We start from the raw sequence: 22637 nt of genomic DNA on the forward strand, positions 1-22637 counted from the left end.
CGTAGGAAATGATGTGAACGGATTCCGGACATACCTTATGTTTCTATGCATTCGGCATGTCCGGATAACACGGAAAAGTAATCCACTCCTTGAATCTAATGATGAAACCTATGAAGAGTGAGAATGAGAGAGATATCCAAATAATATGGGGGAGAATGTGGTTATGAAAAAAATGAATCGATACTTAAGCATTGCCTTAATGATTGTACTGATGTGGAGTCTTGTTGTCTGCAGCAATCCGGGAATTGTCATGGCAGCGGCAGCTTCCAAGGAGAACGCAACAACTTCCGGGGAAGATGGCATCCCTCCGAAAGAAGATGTGATGGATTCGGAGAAGGATAATGTAACTTCAACAGAAGATGCATTAATCTTGGAGGATGATACGACTAATCCAAAGGAAAATATAGACGCTCCAAAATGTGGTGCAGAAACTTCGAAGGAGGATGAAGTAAATCCGAAAGGTTTTCATTCTGCGGATGGTAAGGAAGCGGATTCCAGCGAAACATCTCACAAGATACCGATCAAGGATACGGATAAAAACAACGTCAATGATAAAGAGGATGCTGCCGATCAGGATGCAGCGGTTGAAACTGATACGTCTGTTGACAGTCCCGAAGAAGTCTCTGCAATTCTGGGGGAAACACAAATCAGTGATGGGCTTGTCATGGAGGCAGCGGGGGATCATGGAACGCATGAACCATTGGTGAATGATATTGACGGCACCAAATGCTGGACAATGACGCATGAAGACGATGTGGATATGTTTTATCTGCGGGGTACTGTTGATCCGGATTTTCTTGGTGGTAAGGCTGCACCCCTACAGGTTCAGGTTACCTATTGGGATTCTCCCCAAAACGGCTTTTTTTCACTGATGTATGATGCTGTGGATAATGATATCAAGGAATCGGACAAGGTCATTCTTTCCGGGAGCAATACCTGGAAGACCCATACGTTTTTTCTGCCGGAAGCCAAACTGCAGAGCTTCAATGGGGAGTACTATTCTTTTCGCCTGGGAGTATGGGTTCCGGGAAGTGATTTCAGTAAGACGCCTGTTTCCATCAGCCGGGTGGCTCTGCAAAAGCCCGACTTACTGCAAAATGTAACGGCTGATGTACCGGAAGGGGTTGTGGAGTCCGGCACAGAAGTGAAACTGGAATGTGATGAGAATGGAGCTTCCATTTACTATACAACGGACGGTTCGGATCCGGCGACTTCGGACACCAGGGCAGAATATAGCGATAATGCGCCGATTGTTCTCAGCCGGGCCACAACCATTAAGGCCTATGCTGTAAAGGATAATCAGCGAAGCCTCGTTCAGACCTTCCAGTATTACTTGCCGTCGGTAAGCTTTCAGTTTGATGGCCAGAATGGAACCGGAGACGGAATGGATGCCTGGTGCGTGGGAGATGTCGTCGGGGATCATTTCCGTCGAACCACTTTGGAAGGGCGATCCTGCTGGGTCAGCAAAGTGGAGGATCATAGCGGGCTGTATATAATGTGTGACATTGGTGATGGCTTCACACCGAAGGAGTCTGCCAATTACGATATAACGGTCGAATATCTTGATCAGGGGGAAGGCCGTTTTGTTGTACAATATGAGCATTCCAATTCTTTTGTAACTGCGCCCGTTCAGTTGGAGAATACCGACGAATGGAAGTCCCACACATTCCATTTGGATAATGTTCTGTTGAACAACGGAACAAACGGTGCGGATTTTCGCATCGGCGTGTGGGGAGAAAATATGGGATTCAGCAGTGCCGATGTTGCCTTTGCCAGTGTTACGGTGAAGCAAACACCTCCGGCTCCCATATCTGTTGAACTTGCAGGAAGCAAAAGCGGAAATATTTTTTGCAATGAAGAGCCCTGTGAACTGGGGCTTCAACTTTCGAACAGAACACAGGAAAACCAGAATCTTCAGTTATCCTATACTGTGCGGAATAGCCATGGAAGTTCGCTGTTGTCACAGGATTTTTCCGTTACCATTCCGTCACAGCAAACAGTTCATTCTCCAATTGACTTATCAGATATTCATGACTATGGTACCTATACCCTCCAACTGATCGTTCATGGTGCAGATGACAAAACGATTTTATCCGGGGAGTATCCTTTCAGTCGTGTACTTGCACAACGAAACAATCTTTCTGATATGGTTGGAGCTTGTACTCATTTTAATCAGTCCAAGGGGGATCCGGATAAGAATTTCCCGATTGCTGCGCAGGCCGGGATCAAATGGATACGGGATGAGATGAGCTGGAGTGCAGCAGAAACGACCAAGGGGCAGGTAAAAGTACTGCCGGAATGGGATGAATATATCGATACTGCCATAGCCAGTTGCCTGGAGCCATTACTGATTCTCGATTATGGAAATGATTTATACGGGGGTGGTGGACCGATTACCGATGAGGCGATAGCAGGCTACTCCAATTACTGTGCCGTCATTGCAAAGCACTTTGAAGGCCGGATAAAATATTTTGAGATCTGGAACGAATGGAATGGCGGAATGGGTACCGATGGAAAGTTGACTGCCAAACAATACAGTAAGATGATGGTAGCTGCCAGCAAGGCAATTAAAGAGGTCGTGCCGGACGCCTATATCGTTGGCGGATGCACAGCAGGTGCTGATATCAGCTGGCTGCAGCAGATGATTGACTACCCGGGAGCTTATGAGGCGGTGGATGCGGTTTCCCTGCATCCGTATGTTTATCCCAGCAGTCCGGAAAGTGGAAACGTAATGGGGAGCATAGAGCAAGCAAACCAGATTTTTGGAGACCATCCTGCCAAGCCCATTTGGATTACGGAGATCGGCTGGCCGACACATACAGGAATCAGTGGGGTGTCCGAGGCGACTTCGGGTGCTTATGCCGTACGTTTGTATACCTGGGCATTGGCCAATCCCGATAAGGTGGAACATATCTTCTGGTATGATCTGCAAAATGATGGGATCGATGAAACTTACAATGAAAACAATTTTGGCCTGATACGCAGCTTTCTTCCGAAGGACCCGGTGCCATGGTCGGCAAAAGAAAATTATGCCGCACTCAGCGCATTTACCAGTAAGGTCTCCGATACAGATTTTGTAAGAAAGTGTGATTTGGGGGATGGCGTCTATGCTTATCTCTTCAAGAAGAAAAACAATGGACAGGATATTTTGATTCTCTGGTCCAATGGAACTGCTAAAAATGTTGGAATTACATTGGGCGATCGGCCGCTTCAGCTTTCAGATATGTTTGGAAACAGCCGGAATGCGGCAACGGTGGACGGTACTCTTACCATTACGCTGACCGATCAACCGATTTATCTGGAAGGAACTTTTGCCGATTCACTGGCGCCTGCGGATTCTGCGTTTTCCATTGATCCGTTGAAGGAGGACGTTGTAGCAGGAAACGAGTTTACTGTTTTCATTCACCGCTCTGACAGTGCTCAGAAGCTGTCCGGAGAGTATCAGGTCACATTGCCGGAAGAATGGACTGCAAAAGATACTACCTTTCCATCCGGCCGAGATACGGATGTTTTACGAATTGAAGTGCCCGAGGGAACGAAAAGTGGAACGTATTCCATCAACATCCATCCGGTTTCGGAGAATGTTGTGTATGGATCCCTGACGCTGCCGATTCGTGTTATCAGCCAGATGGAATACAGGCTGATCCCATCTGTAACGAATGGTGATTGGAGAAAATGGAAGGTAGCTCTGAATATTCAAAACAATACAGCATCAAAAGAAATGAAAGGCTCTGCACGATTGCTCGAACCGGCGAAGTGGAATAGCAATAATGACGTCATTGATTTTGACATTCCTGCCGGCAAAGAGAATTCCATTTTGTTCGACGTGCCGGACAACCCCGGTCCAAAACTGTATACTGTAAAAGTTGAAATTACACAGGAAGGCCAGAAGCCAACCGTCCTTGAGAAAAAGATCAGTTTTCTGGCAGCTGCCAAGGCGGAATGTCCAATTAAAGTGGATGGTACCCTCAGTCCTGAGGAGTGGGAAGATGCCATGCCATTTACCGCGAATGACAAGGCAAGCTATGTTCCACTGAACGGTGGGCAATGGGGTGGCCCGGAGGATATCAGCGCGACCGGATATCTCAAATGGGACAAGGACAATCTTTATCTGGCAATGAACGTTATGGATGACAGCCATGTTCAGACAGACAAAGGCAGCGGTATCTGGAGCGGAGACAGTGTGCAGTTTTGCCTGGATCCCGGGCGGAGCATAGCTCCCGGTTACTATCATACCAATGATGAGATTGGCTTTGCCCTCAATTCACAGGACAATGCCGTCTATCACTGGAAGTGGGCTTCTTCTGCCGGCGATGATCTCACCATGCCGGATGCCGGGTTTTCGGTGGTACGGAAAGGAACGATCACTTCCTATGAGGCTTCCATCCCATGGAGCGATTTGGTACCTGATCCGAATGGGATTGGTGAAAATGTGGATCTGGGTTTCTCCCTGTTGGTCAATGACAGTGATCCCAATGAGCAGGGAATTGGTGAGCGAAAAGGATTTGTTCAATATATGAGTGGTGTTGGTATCACGAAGGATATGGCTCAATATGGGGATCTGGTGCTTGCTGAAGGAACAAACAATCCGCCGGAAACACCTGAAATGGAAGAAATTATTCAAGGATACATGGAAGATGGCCAGCTGAATTCCAATTTGGGAGATCAGCTTCTTTATCGTGTATCCATTATCCAGACAATGGTGGACCAGAAGCAGTTTGCGGAAGCTGTGAACTATTTGAAGGATTTGCGCAGTTATATCTCAGCACCTGCCGTCCTGCAGCAGGGATTGATAACAAAGGATGCTTTGGATGCCATCAATGCAAAAGCACAGGAATGGATTGATGTATTGCAGGCAAAATGATACGCTTTATAGTACGATATGTTTTTAATTTCTGAATTTACCACGGAGTATCAGCATAAACCGAAAATGCCGGTGCTTCCGTGGTATTTTTGTGGAGGCAGGCAAGGGGAAAAGTGAGGCAAAAGAAAGGAAAAGAGGGAAAAATGGAGAAGTGATACAGGTAAGTTGTTCAGTATGCGACGACAGGTGCACGCAAAATCGACCATGAGTTTTAAAGTTCCGGTGTAAATAAACGGACCGCATAAAGAAAACGAAGCGCAGCAACAGACGCAGAAGATGCCGGCAGAAATAAAGGCATCAGATCAAAAAGGAGATGGAATGTCAGTGAGCCCTGTTATTTTCTATATAGGAACCTATACGAATAAGTCCAGCAAAGGTATTTACGGAATCAAAAGGAACCCGGAGACCGGGGAGTTCAGCGATCCGGAGCTTTATGCAGAGGCAGTGTCCCCCACTTATCTGGCCTTCAATCCGGAGCGGACGGTGCTGTATGCCGCTTGTGAACCGACAGACGGCAGCAATGGGCGGGTAGCTGCCTATAAGATCGAGCCATCGACCGGACATTTGAAAAAAATCAATGAGGTACAGGCTCCGGGGCGGGGACTGTGTCATATTTTAATGGATGTTTCCGGTTCCTGGCTGTTCGGAATATCGTACGCCGATGCGATGGTGCAGGTATATCCTTTGGGAAAGGACGGCAGCGTTGGGGAGCTGGCATGTATGCGGCAGCATTTTGGGCAGGGAGTCCATCCTGTACGCCAGGAAAGAGCCCATACGCATTTTGCCTGTCTGACCTCGGAAGGGAAGTATCTGTGTATCTGTGATCTGGGACTGGACATGGTGGTGGTTTATCGGTTCAACAGGGAAACCGGACAGCTGGAGAAGGACAGCGAGCGTACCCTTCACTTACCGGCAGGCTGTGGTCCGAGACATATGGTGTTTCATCCAAATGGGAAAATCGCCTATGTGGTGACCGAACTGTCTTCTCAGGTGATTGCATTGTCTTATTCCGCAGAGAAGGGATTTGACATTCTGCAGATTGTAAATGCCTTGCCGGCTCCCAATCCGGATGCAACGGCAGCTGCCATTCGGATTGACCGGGCTGGCCGGTATCTGTACACCTCCAATCGGGGAGAAGACAGCATTTCCCTGTTTCGGATCGACGAGGATACCGGGGATCTGACGCACATCAGCAATACTTCCACACATGGGAAGACTCCCAGGGATTTCCTGCTGGATCACACCGGCTCTCTTTTGTTTTGTGCCAATCAGGATACGGATAATCTGATCATTTATCGTATCTCCGGACAAGACGGTACCATTGTCCCCATCAGGGAAATCAAAGGAATTTCCATGCCGGTATGTATTTTGGAGAATTCCGGCCGGGCATGATCCAGAATGGCAGATGTTGAGGAGCCGATTGCAGGCAGAGACGTGACACACTGGTTTCCGCGTCATAAGCGAGGCTCCTGATTGTGAAGGGAACGGTGGAATCACGAAAGGAGAAGATCATGAGAAAAGCAGTCATCATTCCCGATTCTTTTAAGGGGACATTGAGCTCTGTGGGAATATGCAGAATTTTAGGCGATAAAATAAGGGAACATTTCCCGCACTGTGAAGTCGTCACCATTCCTGTGGCGGATGGCGGGGAAGGCAGCGTCGATTGTTTTCTGGAAGCATTGGGCGGAGAAAAGGTTTCCGTTTCGGTAAAGAATCCCTTTTTTGAAGAGTTGGATTCCTTTTACGGACTATTGCAGGATGGCAGGACAGCGGTGGTTGAGATGGCTGCCTGTGCAGGACTGCCCCTGGCAGAAGGCCGGAAGGATCCCTGCAAAACCACTACCTATGGAGTTGGGCAGCTTATTCTGGATGCGGCAGAAAGAGGGGCCGGAAAGATCATTGTCGGGCTTGGCGGCAGCAGTACAAATGATGGTGGCTGCGGAGCTGCTGCTGCGGTCGGCGTGAAGTTTTACAATGCGGAAAATGAGGAATTCGTTCCGGTTGGCGGAACCCTGAAGGAGATTGAGCGGATTGATCTGTCCGGCCGGGCAGGAATTCTGGATGGCATTGAGATCATTACGATGTGTGACATTGACAATCCGATGTACGGGCCAGCAGGGGCTTCTCATGTGTTTGGACCGCAGAAAGGTGCGGACCCCCAAATGGTTTCGCAGCTGGAGGAAGGAATTCGGCATCTGGCGGATGTGATCAAAAGGGATCTCCATCAGGATTTGGGAGAGACTCCGGGAGCCGGGGCAGCAGGCGCCATGGGAGCGGGAATGATCGCATTCTTTCGTTCGAAGCTGCAGATGGGCATCGAAACGGTTCTGGATACAGTTCATTTCGATTCTGTCATTTCAGATGCGGATATGGTATTTACCGGGGAAGGGAAAATGGATGGGCAGAGCCTCCGGGGAAAGGTTGTGATCGGGGTAGCCGGGAGAGCCCAAAAGCAAAATGTCCCGGTTACCGTGATTGTCGGCGGGGCGGAGGAAGGTATTGATGCGGCATATAACCTGGGAGTATCCTCTGTCTTTACGATTAACCGAATGCCGGAAGCTTTTGAGACCAGCCGCTGCAAAAGTGAGGAAAACCTGGCTTTCACGATGGATAACATACTGCGGTTGATGAAAAGTGTGTCCAAAACCTGAAAATCCAAAACCTGAAAATTTCTATGCTTTTGGATCCCTGCCTGTCTCCACTCCAAGAAGAATATTGACTGCATGCTGAAGTTCCGGCTTTCTTCGGTATTCCATGATAACCCTGCGTTCCATATCGCTCAGGTCATTTGGTGAAAGATGGACGTCAAGCAATTCACTTGGAGACACGTTGAGAGCAGTACAGATGTCGGCAAGGATATCCACATCAGGGCGATTTATGCCCTTTTCCCAATTTGACACACGGCTGTTGCTGACACCGATCTTTTCGGCCAGTTCCTTCTGGCTTAAGCTTTGTGCTTTCCGGTATTTGCGCAGCCGTGAGCCAATATTATAGCTCACAGTATCACCTCCTTTTGTCATTGACTAATAAACTGCCAGGCAACACTTGCTCCATCCCCATATACTCATCTTACTTTAAATGATAAACTTTCATTGTTTATTATGCTTCAAACATGTCAAAAAATCAAGAAAAACTGAAACATATGGTAAACCGGAAATCTTTATTGAATTCAAAAGCGTGCAATGAAAGCTGTAAAAGGCGGGGCTATTGTCATATTGTCATTTGCGTATGCATAGCATTTGAATATGGTAGTATGACAAGCTGTTTTCTGTCAGCTGTCTGTTTGCCGTAAATAAATGCTGTGAAACGAAACCATGGAAATAATGGAAAGGAGGTCCTTGTTACATTTAGAAAGCTGCTTTCTATAGATCGGCGGATCAATAGTCATTTGGACTTTGGAAAGGAGAAAAGGGCAATGAGAAATAAGAGGAAAGGAACAAACAAGGGACTGATTTGGTTTCTATGTGGTTTGTTGATAGCAACTTTTGTACTTTCCGCATGTTCTTCCGGAGATTCGGATGTTGCATCGGAGTCTCCGTCACCTAAAAAATCGGAATCGGACGATAAGAAAGGTGCCAATGCCGATAAGTCGGGCTCACCGAAAGAGGTGAATCTGGATGGGGTCAAGCTGTCCTATTGGGTGCCATTTGGCGGTACTTCCAGGCAGGAGATTCAGGACTTTTCCCAGAACCTGGCTTATATGGAAAAGGAAAAGCAGACGGGGGTGAAGGTTGAATGGATTCACCCGCCGGAAGGGCAGGAGAGTGAAACATTTGCCATTATGATTGCCTCCGACGAACTGCCGGATCTCATTGAAACGGCTGAGAAATATAAAGGCGGGATTGATCGGGCAATTCAGGACGGCATTTATATGAATATCAACGAACTCTGTGAGCAGTATGCTCCAAACTATATGAAGATCATCAACTCTGATCCGGAATTGAAAAAGGAAGTGTATTCCGATACAGGCAATCTGATGGGCTTCAGCATGGTTTGTTCGGATTTGCCGGGTGATGACTGGACGATTACCCGGGAGAACCCCTGGTGCGGTCCATTTATTCGGGGGGACTGGCTGAAAGAGCTGAATCTGGAGATTCCGGAAACCATTGACGACTGGACGGAAGCTCTGACGCAGATGAAAGAGAAATACCATCCGGAGGTTGTCATGGCGATTGAAAAAGCCGGCATCCAGAATTCCACTGGTGTATTTGTTACAGCCTTCGGAATTGCACCGGAGTTCTATGTAAAGGACAATAAAGTACTGTGGGGTCCGGCACAGCCTGAGTTCAGGGATTACCTGCAGCTTATGCATGATTGGTACAAAGAGGGCTTGATTGATTCGGACTTTCCCACCCGTGACGGCAAGGAAACTGAATCCCAGTATATGCGCGGCGAGCTGGCCGCCAAAATGCAGGATGGAACCGCACTTCCCTTAAAAACGGAATCGGAAGGCATTCAGTTTGTGGGAGCGCCTTATCCGAAACGAAGCGATTCATCCGATGACATTCATTGGACGTACCGTAATAATCTGGACCGTGGGTACTGGACTGTGGTGACCAGGGACTGCAAGAATCCGGAAGCTGCAGTAAAGTGGATGGATTGGGGCTATACGGTGGAAGGCGCCAATATCATGAACTTCGGGCCAAAGGGACAAACCTATGACGAGAAAAATGATCTGGGCATGCCGCAGTATTTTGAAGAGTTTGCGCCGCCCAACTGGGACATCAAGAGCGAGGTTTTCCGGCGGCATAACGGTCCGTATCTGAAGAGTGATTATCGGTCCAATCCGCGTCGCTCCATAGAACGCCTGGAAAAATTCCGTGTTGTCTGGGAGGAGCAGCAAAAGAATCATGACGACTGGCATTTGCCGCCCGTTACCCTTACCGCGGAGGAAGGTGCGGAGTCGGCTACCATTCTCTCGGATGCCAATACCTATCGCGATGAAATGCTGGTTAAATTCATAACCGGAACCGAACCTCTTTCAAAGTTTGACACCTACCAGTCCACCATCAGGGGATTTGGCATTGACCGGGCCTGCGAGCTGTATGAAACGGCATTGAAACGTTACAATGAACGATAGGAAACTGCAGATTTGACACTGTTGCAAGCGCACATTGTAAAGTAAAGAGCAGGGAGAGGCTGCCTGACAGCCTTTCCCTGCTGATCAATCAAAGAGGTGAAATACATGACCCGGGTTATGATTAAAAATGATTTTAAGAGAAATCGCTATATCTATCTGATGGCTTTGCCTGTGCTTGTCTATTACCTGCTGTTTCACTATCAGCCCATGTATGGCGCGATCATTGCATTCAAGGACTTTACACCTGCAAAAGGCATTCTGGGAAGTCCCTGGGCAGGACTGAAACATTTTCGTACTTTTTTTACCGGTCCCTATGCGTTCCGTCTGATCCGCAATACTTTTCTGATCAGCTTTTACGAGTTGATCTTTGGATTTCCCGCGCCGCTTTTGCTGGCGATTTTAATGAATGAGGTCATGGCGCCTCGCTATAAGCGCGTGATTCAGACACTTTCCTACCTTCCGCATTTTATCTCCCTTGTGGTGATCTGTGCCCTGATCAAGAATTTTACCGCTTCCACGGGACTTGTAAATGATATCATTGCCCTTCTTTTTGGGGAGGGGGCACGCAGCACGCTGCTGCAGGATCCGTCCAACTTCCGGACGGTATATGTCGTGTCCGGCATCTGGCAGGGTGTGGGATGGGGATCCATTATTTATCTGGCTGCCATTTCCAAAATAGATCAGCAGCTGTATGAGGCCGCAATCATTGATGGCGCCGGCCGGTTTGCCCGTATGTTGCACGTTACGCTGCCGGGGATTCTGCCCACCATCATCATTATGCTAATTCTCCGTATGGGATCCCTCATGAGCGTCGGCTTTGAGAAGGTGTTTCTGCTGTACAATTCGGGCATTTATGAAACAGCGGACGTTATCTCCACATATGTGTACCGGCGCGGCATCATCGATACGGACTGGAGCTTTTCCGCTGCTGTCGGCCTGTTCAATTCGGTGGTGAACTTCATCCTGGTGGTAGCCGCCAACTTTATATCCGGGAAAGTTTCCGAAACAAGTCTGTGGTAAGGGGGGAACGTTATGGCAGCAATAAAAAAATCAAACGGGGAACGGATATTTGATATATTTAACTATATTTTTCTTGCACTGGTTGCTTTTGCGTGTGTCGCTCCCATGTGGCATGTCCTTGCCTCTTCCTTTTCCAATCCGGTGGAACTGATGAAGAATATGGGCATGCTTTTCTGGCCCGTCGGAAAGCCGACCCTGGAAGGTTATAAAATCGTTGTGAACAACCCCAATATATGGAGCGGCTATCGGAATACCCTGATCATTCTCGTCCTGGGGCTCAGTATCAATCTTTTCATGACGACACTGGGCGGGTATGTACTATCGCGGAGGAATGTGCTGTGGAATAAATTCCTGACGATTCTGATTGTATTTACCATGTATTTTGGAGGCGGGCTGATCCCAAGTTATCTGCTTATCTCCAAAATCCTGCATATGGACAACACGTTCTGGGCGGTTACGGTCCCCGGGGCCATCTCCACGTACAATATGATCATCTGCAGGACGGCCTTTCGCGGAATACCGGAGAGTCTGGAGGAATCCGCAAGACTGGATGGTGCAAATGATTTTGTCATTCTGTACCGCATTATTATTCCCCTGTCCAAATCCATGCTGGCTGTTATTACATTATGGTATGCAGTGGGGCATTGGAACGCATGGTTTGATTCCATGCTTTATCTGCAAAAGGCAAAGCTGCATCCGCTTCAGCTGATTCTGCGCCAGATTCTTATTTCCAACGATATGGGTTCCATGGGGAATCAGGAAGCGATCATGGGCGGTTCGGAAGATCTGGTGTATATGGCGCGTCAGCTTGTTCAGTACTGTACGATCATTATCGCCACGATACCCATTCTTGTGCTGTATCCGTTTCTGCAGAAGTATTTTGTAAAAGGCGTCATGATCGGATCCGTGAAGGAGTGAATGCGACACCATGTGTGGAAACAGAAAGAATGGGAGAAGCTAAATGCGATTATGATATTTTTCGAGAGGATTTTTAAAATAAATGACGAATATGCTTACAGAAGAAGAATTGACAGCAGGAAGGGTATCTCATGGGACAAAGCAAGCAATGGAGCCGGTTGGACAATGCCGCGAAGATTTTCCCCCCTACCAGTTCGAAGCGGGGTACAAAGGTTTTCCGCTTTGTCTGTGAGCTGACGGGACCGGTTGACGGGGCTGTGCTCCAACACGCGTTGGATAAAACAGTCGAAGTCTTTCCCTTATATCGCTCCATATTAAAGAAGGGATTATTCTGGTACTATTTTGAAGAGAGCAGTCTGCAGCCCGAGGTGCTTGAGGAAAGCCTGCCGGTTTGCGCTCCAATTTACGATCCCGACAGACCGGGATTATTGTTCCGTGTGTCCTATTATGGGAAAAGAATCAATCTTGAAGTTTTCCACGCCCTTGCGGACGGAACCGGCGCCTTGCATTTTATGCGCACTATGGTTTTTGTCTACTTGGCGGAGATGTATGGGATATTGGGCCGGCTGCCGGATGATGACATTGCGCCGGATCAAAAAGGTCTGGATGCCTTTCATAAATACTATGACAAAAGGGAGAACACTCTCAAAGCGAAGCGATACCGGCCTTTCCGTATCCGCGGGGAAAGATTGCCCGATAACCGCATAGGCATTATCGAAGGTTTTCTGTCTGTCCGTGCGGTGTTGAAAAAAGCGCATGAACATCATGCCACTCTCAGCGAGTTTTTAGTCTCGGTGCTGATATGTTCCATTTATGACGGTATGACGGTTCGGGAGCGGGCCCGTCCGGTGGTTATTACCGTTCCGGTGGATTTGCGGCGCTTTTTTCCTGCCCAGACCGTCCGCAATTTTTTCGGTTTGATTCAGGTCACCCATAATTTTTGCCAGGATGGACAGGAGTTTGAGCAGGTTCTCGCCCATGTAAGGAAGTCGTTTGAACAACAGCTGACGAAAGAATACCTGTCTGGTATTATCAGCCGCTACTCGGCTATGGAGAATAACCCCTGGATCAAAGCCATCCCCCTGGTGATCAAGATTCCGATTCTTCGTCTGGCAGGATTTTGCCAGGACAGGGGAGATACCGCGGCTTTTTCCAACGTTGGGCGAATCGCCATGCCGGCTGAAGCGGCAGGTACGATCCGACTGTTTGACGTGTTTCTGAGTGCCAAACGTCCCCAGCTCTGTCTGTGTTCCTTTGGGGATACCCTGTCAGTCAGTGTGTCATCTCCACTGGTTGATACAGGGTTTCAGCGGCGCTTTTTCCGCAGCTTGACCGATCTGGGGTTTTCCGTGCAGATGGTATCCAATCTGGAACAAATCCGCAGAGGGGAGGAGTTCCATGCTCCGATGCGACCGTTGTGGAATTGATTTGCCGGGGAATCCGCTTCGCTGTCCCCTTTGCCAAAGTGCTCTTTCCGGGACGCCCGACAACACCGGAAATCGCTTTCCTGTGCCGAATACCCTTCCAAAAGCCAGCCGGAAGTTACTTGCCCTGATTGCTTTTGGGACTGTCTGTGCTTCCGTCATCAGCGTCGTCATCAATCTGATCCGGCCGGCGGGCGGCTGGTGGTCCCTGTTTGTTATCACTGGTTTTGCCAGTCTGTGGATCGACTTTGCTGTCCTGATCCGGAAACGGAATAATCTTACGAAAGACGTCCTGTGGCAGGCGGTGGTCGTATCCCTCCTCGCTTACCTGTGGGATCGCTTTACAGGCTTCCATGGCTGGTCGCTGGATTATGTGCTTCCGATCCTTTGTACCTGCGCCATGATTGCCATAACGTTGATTGCTCAAATACAGAAACTACACATTCAGGATTATATCCTGTATCTCTTTATGGACTGTATGCTGGGAATTATCTCGTTTGTGCTGATTCGGGCGAGGATCGTCCGCGTGATAACCCCCTGTGCGATTTGCTTCGGGGCCTCTGTTATTTTCCTTGCAGCCTTGTTGTTCTTTGAAAGGAAAGCATTATGGGAAGAAATCCAGAGAAGGCTGCATTGGTAAAAGAGATCCCTTATGAATGGCGGATCCAGGGCCTTGAAGGAACATGTATTCTGCAGAATTTCAATCTTGTCAATGATAAAATGCGATTGACTTTGTCCCGGCCGCTGCGGTATAATGAATCCAATGATTGACAGAAGTCAATGCCGCCGGCGCGTTGGTGTTCCATGATGCGTTGGAAAGAACGAAAGTATTTTGAAATAAGATCAGGAAGTATTTTAAAAGAATTTTTCAGTGGAAACGAAAAGTACATACCATGAATCATAATACCACGAAGGTATTTGTTTTTGAGAACCAAAAACAACTGCTTCGTGGTTTATTTTTTTAAAGGAGGATACTCGTGAAAAAATCAACGACGCTTCAGCTTGTCCTGGCTGCCATGTTTACCGCACTGGGTGTATTATTGCCCATCGCTTTGCATCCCCTTGGCCCGGTTGGTCAGGTGCTTCTGCCCATGCATATTCCTGTCCTGCTCTGTGGGTTTCTCGTCGGATGGAAGTACGGTGCTCTGGTGGGATTCCTTGTTCCGTTCCTTTCCAGCTTTACAACCGGTATGCCTCCCATTTACCCGGCAGGGATCTCCATGGCACTGGAGTTGGCAGCCTATGGCTTTTTAGCCGGTTTCCTGTCCCGGAAGCATTCCATCATGGTATCTCTGGTGGGAGCCATGCTGGCGGGACGGGTGGTAATGGGGGTTGCCAATCTGGTCCTGCTGGGGATGTCAGGAAAGCCCTATCTGTTTTCGACTTTTCTGTCCGGCGCTTTTGTTACGGCTCTGCCCGGCATACTCCTTCAGTTGATCCTGATCCCGGCCATTCTGTTTGCCCTGGAGAAAAACGGGATATGGGAGAGGCCGTCTTTTCATGGCTGAGAGGGAGGTGCAGCCGGATGACCGGTTTCTCCAGGCAGTACTGGGCGCAATTGAGAAAAAGCTCGATCAGAAGCAGAAGGTGACCGTTGCCATAGAAGGGAACAGCGGAGCCGGCAAAAGCGATCTGGCCGGCCGGGTTGCCGGACGCTGCGACTGCAATGTCATCCATATGGATGATTTCTTCCTGCAGCCTCATCAACGTACGAGGGAACGTCTCTGCCAGGCCGGAGGGAACATTGACCATGAACGATTTCAAAGCGAAGTCGCGGATCATCTGAATGGGGACAGGGAATTCCATTATCGGATCTACGATTGTCATCAGGCAGCGTTGACGGATACGGTCCGTGTTGTCCCGAAAAGGCTTACTGTCGTAGAAGGCGTATATAGTATGTATCCTTTATGGCAGGACGTTTTCGATCTTCGGATTTTTCTTTCCATTGCGCCGGATATTCAGATGGAACGGATCCGGCGAAGGAACGGGGTGACCATGGGAAAGCGTTTTCAGGACGAGTGGATTCCCATGGAAAACAGGTATTTTGAAACGTATCGGATTGCGGACCAATGTGATTTGGTCAGAAGCACCGGTTTTCCGACATGATTTCCCGGACCTTTGCCACAACCAGGGATACATACTCTGAAAGGTTTAAGTTCTGTGTGCTCACCACATAGCTGTTGCATTTGCTGCTGGGGATGAGGATTTTGGCAGCCCGGCACCCGCCGACTGCGGCAGCCATCCGGGGGGTTACTTCGCCCAGCAGGGAATTGGCAGCGGTAATGCCGATGGGGCCGATGATGATATCGGCGTCTGCACTGTTGTAAACAATGGGGTTCTCTCCTGTTGCTCCCTTGTCGGCACCAGCTTTCAGCATAGTGGAGGTGGCAATGCTGTTGGTTCCGATGGCAATCAGTTCCTGTTCCGGAAAGCTTGCTTTCAACTGTTCCACAACGGTCTTGCCCATTTTTCCTCCCTGTCCGTCCAGTACCAGGATTTTCATCTGAATCTCTCCTTCCATTGCCTTACTTTTTTATATGGAATTCATTTTTCTCCCTTATTCCCGTCTGATCACGGGATTTCTGCCATCCTGCACTCATCTTATATCAGGATGGCTTTTTTTGCAATCTGTCTCACTGCCTTTCTGTCCTACGGAAATCCACCGGCTTTCGTCGTGTGAAGCAGTCACTGCGTATGGAGCGTATGGAATTCCATCTTTGCATCCCTGCCCTTTTTTGATATAATGTACCCATTGCATCGGAAAAAGTGGAGGGATTTAAAATGTGGTTAACCTTTTGGGGCGTTTTCCTGGTATCCTCCGGTTTGTTTCTCATTCTGAAATACAGTTTCAAATGGAATGTTTCCACCGGTAAGGTGCTGATCGGTTTGTTTTTGATATCCTGGGGTCTTTCGGTTCTGATCGGACGGGCAGGAATTGGCTTTCCGGATAATGGCGGCAATTATCTTTTCCGGAGCAGCGGGGGGGCAGGCAGCCTGACCTGCAGATGGGGACGACTTTGACATTCACTTATAAACATACCCGAAACGCCAGTTACATCGGTTATATTACGCAGGCGATTATCAATAATCTGTCCCCTCTTTTGTTTGTCACGTTTCAAAGGGAATTTGGAATTTCCCTGGAGCAGATTGGGCTGCTGATCTCCCTGAACTTCATCATTCAGATTCTCGTGGATCTTGCAGCGGCTCAATTTGTGGATCGGATTGGTTATCGCACCTCTGCCGTTCTGGCTCACATCCTGTGTACCGCAGGTCTGATTTGTCTTGGCATTTTACCCAATGTTCTGCCGAATCCCTATGCGGGGCTGCTGGCAGCCGTGATTTTGAATGCGATCGGAGGCGGCACGATTGAAGTGATTATCAGTCCCATTGTGGAATCCCTGCCCGGTGAGGAAAAAGCTTCTGCCATGAGCCTGCTGCATTCCTTTTACTGTTGGGGACATGTGGCGGTTGTGACGATTTCGACCCTGTATTTTCAGATGGCAGGAACGGAGCGCTGGTTTCTTTTGCCGCTGCTTTGGGCATTGGTTCCGTTTTGCAACACTTTTTTATTTTGGAAGGTACCGCTTCGGAATCTGGTGGAAAAACAGGAGCAGACCCCCGTTCGGACACTGTTTTCCTCCGGAATGTTCTGGATTCTGTTTGTTCTGATCCTCAGTGCAGGAGCATCAGAGCAGGCTATGTCCCAGTGGTCTTCCCTGTTTGCGGAAACAGGGCTCGGGGTATCGAAAACCCTTGGGGATCTGCTGGGTCCCGGTGCATTTGCCGCGCTTATGGGAGTATCCCGCGCTTTTTACGGATGGAAGGGGAGCGGGCTGGATCTGCACAGGGCACTTGTCATCAGCAGCGTCTGCTGTGCGGCAAGTTATCTGTTGGCCGTCTTTTCGCCCCTGCCCCTGGTTTCTCTCATCGGATGTGCTCTGGTGGGGCTTTTTGTGGGGATTATGTGGCCCGGCATTATAAGTCTGTCCGCGGAACTCTATCCACAGGGAGGAACGGTTCTGTTTGCTGTACTGGCTTTGGCAGGGGATGTGGGCTGCTCTGCCGGTCCCGGCCTTGTAGGTCTGGTATCCAGTGCCGTGCAGGGTGCGGGGTATTCTTCTCTCTTTGGCCGGCTTCCCGGCAGCAGCGGTACGGAAACCGGCCTGAAGGCGGGGCTCCTGCTGGCCGTCCTGTTTCCGGTTCTGATGGTGCTGGGAGTCCGGGCGCTTCGCAGACGCCACAACACTTCGGAAAACCAGGTGGAAATATAGGAGGGAAGATCATGTCCTTTGAAGGACTGCAGAAAAGTGAGGGGCTGTTCCGATGCCCCATATGTTCCGGCGCCATGAAGCTGGAACAGGAAAAGAGCCTGATCTGTGGGAAAGGGCATTGCTTCGATCTGTCCCGGAAAGGCTATATCAATTTTCTGCTGCGTCCTGTCCGGACGGAGTATAACAAGGCGATGCTCCAGGCAAGGAACCGGATCCTGACAGGCGGCATTTTTCTGCCCCTGGCACAGCGAATATGCGGGATTCTGGAAAGGGAAACCAGCTCTGCCGGTCAAAATCCGATCAGGATATTGGATGCGGGATGCGGAGAAGGCACCTTTCTGGCCCAGACGGCGGATTGCCTCAGGAATCTGGTGCCTGCCGGCGTCAATGGCATGGGAATGGACATTTCAAAAGAAGGAATCCGGATTGCCTCCGGAAAGCATCGGGATTTCCTCTGGTGCGTCGGTGATCTTGCGAACTGTCCGTTTCAGGACTACAGGATGGATGTGATTCTGAATCTCCTGTCGCCGTCCAATTACGGGGAATTCCACAGGATCCTGGCAGACGGAGGGCTGCTGATCAAGATAGTGCCCGAAAGCGATTATCTGAAGGAATTGAGGGAAACATTGTATGACCGGACGGAGAAGCAGACCTATTCCAATGAAAAGGTTCTTCGGCATTTTCAGGAACATTTCCATTTGTCCGGCCAGGAACGGGTCCGTTATTCCGTAGCAATGGATCCGGAAAAGCTGGGGGATTTGATCCGTATGACGCCTCTTTCCTGGAGCGCTTCCCGTGAGAAAATCCAGGGCGCATTGCATTCCGGTATGGACAGTGTAACGGTGGATATGATGGTGCTGATTGGGAAAAACAGCGGGATCTGATTCCATGAAAAAAGGAGACGGTCCCCTAAAAGGTTCCGTCTCCTTATCTGTTTCCTCATTTGTTCCAGAGTTTTATTCCTGTCCGAAGACGCGGATCCGTTTTTTGAACAAATCCTTATTCGCTTCAATCTTGCCTTCTCCACCCAGCACGCAGATAAAGTTGTTCTTTGTAATATCCCGTGCCAAACCGGCCAGTGCTTTGATGTCTTCTGCCTTTGTACGGAGAATCTCATGCCTTTCCTGCTGGATCTGGCTTCGGGAAAGGCCGGTGAAGTAGTTGATATCCGCCCGGTCGCCTTTCATCTGCGGGGTCAGGGGCGCATCGATACTGCTGATGGTACCGATGATGTATTTCTTCATTTCCCTCTCGTCCGCTTCAAAGTCGGACAGATAATCGGACAGCCCGTCATAGTTTTCCAGGGTTTCCCGCAGACTGGGGTCCCGGTAAGAGGTAAAGATCATCATCCCGCTTCGGGTAAAGACGACAGACACGCCGTAAGCACCGCCCTGGATCCGGACGCGGTTCCAGAGGTAATCCATATTGGCAATGGTCCGAAGCACCTGCATGGACCCGGTATAGTGATAGCCCATCTTGAGGAAGCTGTATCCCTTGGCCACATACTGCACCTTGCTGGGGGTCATCAGGCCTTCATTTTCTGCCGAAATCCGGAACGGGAACGGTGCGGGAGCCGATTCTTCCTGTTTCAGGCTGTCAGCAAAGCGGTCGAACGGCCCGGCAAATTTCGGATAATCCTCTTCGGGCAGGGTAACGCTGGCGACCAGATTGCTTTTCTGAAAGATCAGATTGGCGGCCTGTTCCAGTTTCTGTACCAATGTTTCTTTTTCACTGTCAAAGTTGCGTTCCAGATGGCTCAGGAAGCGGTAATATTCGATTCCGGAAACCAGCTCCGTATATTTCCCCGCAGGGGAGAAATAGGAGCTGACGCGGTTCAGCGCTATGATATTGCCGGACTGATTGATTACCATTTCCATGCGGGAACGAACCTCCTGCACGATTTCCCGGAGCCGACCGGTATCCTGATACAGGGTTTCATTTACCAGCTCGCACAAAAGCTCCATCAGTCTGGGAAGCTTGTCCGCCAGTGATTTGGCCTGGATCAGCAGCTTGGGCTTGAATTCCCCGTCCTTTGCATTCAAAGCCAGGGATTGGTTGGAGTATTCAATTCCGCCGGTGTGGATGTTGATTTCGTTGGACAGCTCCTCATAGCTGTAATTTTTGGTGTTGATCTGGCCCAGTACATTGACCAGCAGCCCGGCATAGGGAAGCAGATCCACGGGTACGGCATCGGTGTTGAACCATAAGTTTACATAAGATATCCCATTGGTGAACAAAGGATGATGCAGTACCGGAATGCCGGATTGTGTTTTCTCGGTCAGAGGCAGCTCCTCCGCTTTGGGTTCAATGTCGGACAATTCCACCGTCGGAATGGTGGCCAGTGCTTCCGCGGAATCGGGTTCGGACTGTTTCCGCTTCAATTCCCTGGTATGATGGATGATCTCCTCCACCTGGGATTCCGTCAGCGTTTTTTTGTAGTCCCGCAGTTTGTTTTCGGTTTCCTGGTCCTTCTTCTCCGCCAGACCGGGTTTGGGCTTTGCAATCACCATACTGCTGTGAGCATTGTTCAGTATGTATTTTTCAATCAGCTCTTCAAAGAGCGGCTCGGTGAGGGCTTTCCGGATCTTTGCCAGGGTGTCTTCGAAATACAGGTGCATGGTGGGGTCTTCCCCGTAGAGCCAGCTGTCCATGCAGCGGATGCCATAGATCAGACCCTTGGGGCTGCCGCCGAAATCTGCTTCCCGGAGTTTGAATTCCCGGAAATTGATGGCGGCTTCCACCAAACGCTTGTCAATGCCCTTTGCTGCCAGGTCCCTCAATGTGGTTTCCGTGACCTGCCGGAATTTTTCCGCGTCTTCTTCATTGGCATCCTTTACGATAATGCTGAAGAAAGGCTGTTGAATCGAATTTTCAAAGGATCCGAAAACATCCTTGCCGATTCCCGCTTCCAGCAGGGCTTTTTTCAGGGGGGCGGCGGGGTTGTCCAGCAGCAGGTATTCCAGGATGTTGAACGCCAGGTAAAGGAAAGGGTCGGTGGATTGACCGATGGAATAGTTCAGGCTCAGATAGGCCTTGCCTGCAGGGTTGTCCTGGGCGGAAACAGAATATTCCGCATCCATCCTTGACATTTTGGAAAAGGGCTTCTGCACCGGGATCTCAGAGTGCACCGTCTGCCGGTCAAAATGGCTCAGATATTCTCCGTCGATAAAGCGCAGGTGGGCGTCCATGTCACCGTTTCCATACAGATAAATGTAGCTGTTGGAGGGATGATAGTATTTTTTATGGAATGCTTCAAAGCGCTCCTGGGTCAGATCCGGGATAAAGTCGGGATCTCCGCCGGATTCATAGGCATAAGGGGTATCCGGATACAGGGATTCCTGGATTTTCGCAAAAAGGACCTGCTCCGGGGAGGAATAAGCTCCCTTCATTTCATTATATACAACGCCTTTGTAGGCCAGGGGCTGATCCTTATCTTCCAGTTCGTAATGCCAGCCCTCCTGCATCATGGTTTCCGGCCTGGTATGGAGGCTGGGATAAAAAACAGCGTCCAGATAGACGTCCATCAGATTGGTGAAATCCTTGTCATTGCGGCTGGCAATGGGATATACCGTTTTATCCGGGTAGGTGATGGCGTTCAGGAAGGTATTGAGAGATCCTTTGACAAGCTCGACAAAAGGTTCCCGCAGGGGAAACTTTCTGGAGCCGCACAGCACCGAATGTTCCATAATATGCGGTACTCCCGTGTTGTCCGGCGGCGGTGTGCGAAAAGATATGGAGAATACTTTATTGTCGTCATCGTTTTGCAGATAAAGCAGCCTGGCGCCGCTTTTTTCATGAAAGAACAGGTTTGCAGTGGCATTTAATTCCTTGATGGCTTTCTGTTCTTCCAACTGAAAGCCATGGTATTGCTTTCCTTTTTCCAGGTTCATAAAAAAACTCCTTTCACTCAAATAGGAATTGTCTATTCCATTCTTGTTTTTAGTATAACCATAATAGTTATTCTACATTTCCGATGGGAATCCTTTCTTTTTCTTTCCAACGAATGAATTCCTGCATGATAAAGCATCAGAGGCTGGGAAAAAAGCAGGGCCGTTTCTACTTTTTTATAGGAACAGAACCAAGCAGAATGTTGCCGCAGCACGCAAATCAGGTCCTGTCCGAAATGGACAGAGCCTGATTTGAAGCCGCACTTTTCATTGACAGCATCCTCATTATTATCACTATCGCAGATATCTCGCTATGCAAGCTTTCCAGTCAGCCGGAGGCACGCCTACGGCATACATCACTTTTTTTTATAGGCAAAGTATGTTAAAATGATTTAACAAAAAGGCAAGGAGAAACCGTATGATAGAAATCAAGCATCTTTCAAAGAGTTATAACAGAGGTTCCGAAAAAGCTGTGGACGATTTGAATCTGAATGTCCGTCCCGGAGAGATCTTTGGGTTTTTGGGTCCCAACGGAGCAGGGAAAACCACTACCATTAAAATGATGGTGGGTCTTTTAAATCCCGATAGCGGGACCATTCGGCTTGCAGGGTTTGATACTGCGGAGAATCCCCTGGAAGCAAAGCGGCAGACAGGATATGTCCCGGATAACCCGGATGTCTATGACCGGCTCACCGGGATCGAATACCTGAATTTCCTGGCAGATGTCTATGAAGTGCCTGTGAAGGAAAGGCACGGGCGGATCCTTCAATTCCTCGACATGTTCGACCTGGCGGACGCGGTGGGAGATCTCATAAAAAGTTATTCTCATGGGATGAAGCAGAAAATTGTATTGACAGGCGCCCTGCTGCACAATCCTGCAGTATGGATACTGGATGAACCAATGGTCGGGCTGGATCCCAAATCATCCCATCTTTTGAAGGAATATATGAGGAAACACTGCGATGAGGGCAATACCGTGTTCTTTTCCACTCATGTTTTGGAGGTGGCGGAAAAGCTTTGTGACCGGATTGGTATCATCAACAAAGGAAAACTGATTGCCATGGGTACCATGGAGGAGCTCAGACACGGCGACCAGGCCGATTCCCTGGAAAATATCTTTTTGGAGCTGACGGAACGATGAAAAAATTTCTTTCCTTACTCAAGACCTATTGC

General features: G+C 49.1%; 17 protein-coding genes. 14 read left to right on the top strand and 3 right to left on the bottom strand.

Annotated features, from left to right (window positions below; genetic code table 11):
* The first annotated feature begins 163 nt into the window (after nt 1-163).
* The 3 genes from QBE55_06350 (at nt 164) to QBE55_06360 (ending at nt 7515) form a co-directional block, all read left to right on the top strand.
* Nucleotides 164-4864 (top strand): chitobiase/beta-hexosaminidase C-terminal domain-containing protein, encoded by a 4701-nt coding sequence (locus QBE55_06350; GenBank protein WZL79746.1) that lies wholly within the window; start codon nt 164-166, stop codon nt 4862-4864.
* A gap of 324 nt (nt 4865-5188) precedes the next feature.
* Nucleotides 5189-6256 (top strand): lactonase family protein, encoded by a 1068-nt coding sequence (locus tag QBE55_06355; protein ID WZL79747.1) that lies wholly within the window; start codon nt 5189-5191, stop codon nt 6254-6256.
* Nucleotides 6257-6375: 119 nt separating this feature from the next.
* The gene (locus QBE55_06360; protein ID WZL79748.1) at nt 6376-7515 is read left to right on the top strand and encodes a glycerate kinase; all 1140 of its coding nucleotides are present in this window, start codon (nt 6376-6378) and stop codon (nt 7513-7515) included.
* Nucleotides 7516-7536: 21 nt separating this feature from the next.
* Here QBE55_06360 and QBE55_06365 read toward each other — a convergent pair whose 3' ends face one another.
* A complete protein-coding gene (locus QBE55_06365) occupies nt 7537-7863 on the bottom strand; it encodes a helix-turn-helix transcriptional regulator (GenBank protein ID WZL79749.1) in 327 nt (108 codons plus the stop codon).
* A 416-nt stretch (nt 7864-8279) separates the two neighbouring features.
* On the opposite strand from QBE55_06365, the gene QBE55_06370 reads away from it, so the two are divergent.
* From QBE55_06370 to QBE55_06400, 7 genes are all read left to right on the top strand, one after another.
* Nucleotides 8280-9944 (top strand): extracellular solute-binding protein, encoded by a 1665-nt coding sequence (locus QBE55_06370; GenBank protein ID WZL79750.1) that lies wholly within the window; start codon nt 8280-8282, stop codon nt 9942-9944.
* Nucleotides 9945-10049: 105 nt separating this feature from the next.
* Nucleotides 10050-10964, top strand: coding sequence for an ABC transporter permease subunit (locus QBE55_06375; protein WZL79751.1), 915 nt, complete (start codon nt 10050-10052; stop codon nt 10962-10964).
* A 12-nt stretch (nt 10965-10976) separates the two neighbouring features.
* Complete coding sequence (locus tag QBE55_06380) at nt 10977-11882, top strand: carbohydrate ABC transporter permease (protein ID WZL79752.1); 906 nt, start codon at nt 10977-10979, stop codon at nt 11880-11882.
* Nucleotides 11883-12013: 131 nt separating this feature from the next.
* Nucleotides 12014-13309, top strand: a complete 1296-nt coding sequence (locus QBE55_06385; GenBank protein ID WZL79753.1) for a hypothetical protein — start codon at nt 12014-12016, stop codon at nt 13307-13309.
* The gene (locus tag QBE55_06390; protein ID WZL79754.1) at nt 13281-13946 is read left to right on the top strand and encodes a DUF6320 domain-containing protein; all 666 of its coding nucleotides are present in this window, start codon (nt 13281-13283) and stop codon (nt 13944-13946) included. Before QBE55_06385 ends, QBE55_06390 begins: the two co-directional genes overlap by 29 nt.
* A gap of 337 nt (nt 13947-14283) precedes the next feature.
* A complete protein-coding gene (locus QBE55_06395; GenBank protein WZL79755.1) occupies nt 14284-14814 on the top strand; it encodes an ECF transporter S component in 531 nt (176 codons plus the stop codon).
* Entirely contained in the window at nt 14807-15412 is a 606-nt protein-coding gene (locus QBE55_06400; protein WZL79756.1) for a uridine kinase, read from the top strand. Before QBE55_06395 ends, QBE55_06400 begins: the two co-directional genes overlap by 8 nt.
* On the opposite strand, the gene QBE55_06405 is transcribed toward QBE55_06400, so the two are convergent.
* Complete coding sequence (locus tag QBE55_06405; protein ID WZL79757.1) at nt 15387-15809, bottom strand: DUF3842 family protein; 423 nt, start codon at nt 15807-15809, stop codon at nt 15387-15389. The two genes, QBE55_06400 and QBE55_06405, sit on opposite strands and share 26 nt — an antisense overlap.
* Before the next feature lie 278 nt (nt 15810-16087).
* On the opposite strand from QBE55_06405, the gene QBE55_06410 reads away from it, so the two are divergent.
* From QBE55_06410 to QBE55_06420, 3 genes are read left to right on the top strand one after another with little or no spacing between them, the layout of a single operon-like run.
* Nucleotides 16088-16327 (top strand): hypothetical protein, encoded by a 240-nt coding sequence (locus tag QBE55_06410; protein WZL79758.1) that lies wholly within the window; start codon nt 16088-16090, stop codon nt 16325-16327.
* Complete coding sequence (locus tag QBE55_06415; protein ID WZL79759.1) at nt 16324-17577, top strand: MFS transporter; 1254 nt, start codon at nt 16324-16326, stop codon at nt 17575-17577. The genes QBE55_06410 and QBE55_06415 overlap by 4 nt, the downstream gene beginning before the upstream one ends.
* A gap of 11 nt (nt 17578-17588) precedes the next feature.
* Complete coding sequence (locus QBE55_06420) at nt 17589-18461, top strand: methyltransferase domain-containing protein (protein WZL79760.1); 873 nt, start codon at nt 17589-17591, stop codon at nt 18459-18461.
* A gap of 72 nt (nt 18462-18533) precedes the next feature.
* Here QBE55_06420 and QBE55_06425 read toward each other — a convergent pair whose 3' ends face one another.
* The gene (locus QBE55_06425; GenBank protein ID WZL79761.1) at nt 18534-21467 is read right to left on the bottom strand and encodes an insulinase family protein; all 2934 of its coding nucleotides are present in this window, start codon (nt 21465-21467) and stop codon (nt 18534-18536) included.
* A gap of 415 nt (nt 21468-21882) precedes the next feature.
* Here QBE55_06425 and QBE55_06430 point away from each other — a divergent pair, with 415 nt between their 5' ends.
* Entirely contained in the window at nt 21883-22605 is a 723-nt protein-coding gene (locus tag QBE55_06430; protein WZL79762.1) for an ABC transporter ATP-binding protein, read from the top strand.
* Nucleotides 22606-22637: the final 32 nt, after the last annotated feature.

This window comes from Eubacteriales bacterium mix99 (assembly GCA_038396605.1).
In the GTDB taxonomy this organism is placed as follows: domain Bacteria; phylum Bacillota; class Clostridia; order Caldicoprobacterales; family DTU083; genus UBA4874.